The organism is Metabacillus rhizolycopersici (assembly GCF_020075705.1).
Map to the genome: position 1 here is coordinate 1 of NZ_JAIQUM010000221.1, position 1,101 is coordinate 1,101.

Consider the following 1,101-nt stretch of genomic DNA (forward strand, 5'->3'; position numbering starts at 1 on the left):
AAAGTGGTTTGCAATCTCTACCTGTATAGCGATTGCGAGAGGCCTACTCTCATCTTGAGTGCAGCATAGCTTCCTTGTGTGCTTACGCACACTTTGGTTGCCTTCGTGGCACACAATCATCTGCATATTTAACAAGAGCTACCTTGCACTTGGGATGGATAGCGTAACTTCCATTTGGTTTACCTGTTTTATGATATATAATACCAAGCTCTTCTTCCATTCCGTGAAGTGCAATATTCGCTAACAGAGGAGAAGCGATACTTCCCTGGGGAGTGCCTTCTTGTGTTTCGGAAAACACGTGTTGATCTACATATCCCATCTTCAACCATCTTTTAATGAGTGCTTTTCCTGGAAACCAAGAGGTTTGTTTCTCTATCCATTCATGACTCAGACGATCAAAACAACTCTTAAAGTCCCCTTCGAATATCCATTTTTTCTTACTATTGGTGTTAATCTTGTTAAAGATATTGCTCATCGCATCATGGGTGCTTCGCTTTAGACGAAATCCATATGAGGAAGGTTCGAATTTTGCTTCCCATTGAGGTTCCAGTGCGTTCTTCACCATGTTCTGATAGACTCTATCTTTAATAGTCGGAATACCGAGTGGTCTCAGTTTTCCATTTTTCTTCGCAATATAGGTTCGTTTTGCCGGTTTCGGGCGATGTTGAAATATATTCTGTTGCTTTAATTGCCGATATAATTCATTACGTCTGCCGGCATGCAATGCTGTGTAACCATCTACACCAGAGGTGCGTTTTCCTTTATTCTGTTGTGTCACTTTTCGAATCGACAACAGTAGGTTCGCTTCACTCCGTAGGAGTAGTCGTTGAAGTTTTCGTACCTTCCTTTGTTGTTTAAGTTGTTCGGCACGATAAATTCTTTGTCGTAGCTTCGTCACATACTTTTGAATTTCATTCCAGTTTACTGAATTCCAATTGGTATACGAGGCGTGCGCCGACGCTCGTTTCGAGGTGTTCATAACTGCACGCTCCTTTTCGTCAGAAATTAACCACAAATTTATTTTCGTGTTGAAGACCTATAAGAAGTGGGCCCTCTTTCGAGTCTGTCATAGATTTGTCCATAAGGACGACAGTATCCATC

General features: G+C 41.7%; 1 pseudogene. It reads right to left on the bottom strand.

Features of this window, described 5'->3' with window-relative positions:
- Window positions 1-91 precede the first annotated feature (91 nt).
- A pseudogene (locus K9V48_RS28120) lies at window positions 92-979 on the bottom strand (reverse transcriptase N-terminal domain-containing protein); the annotation flags it as partial.
- Window positions 980-1,101 lie beyond the last annotated feature (122 nt).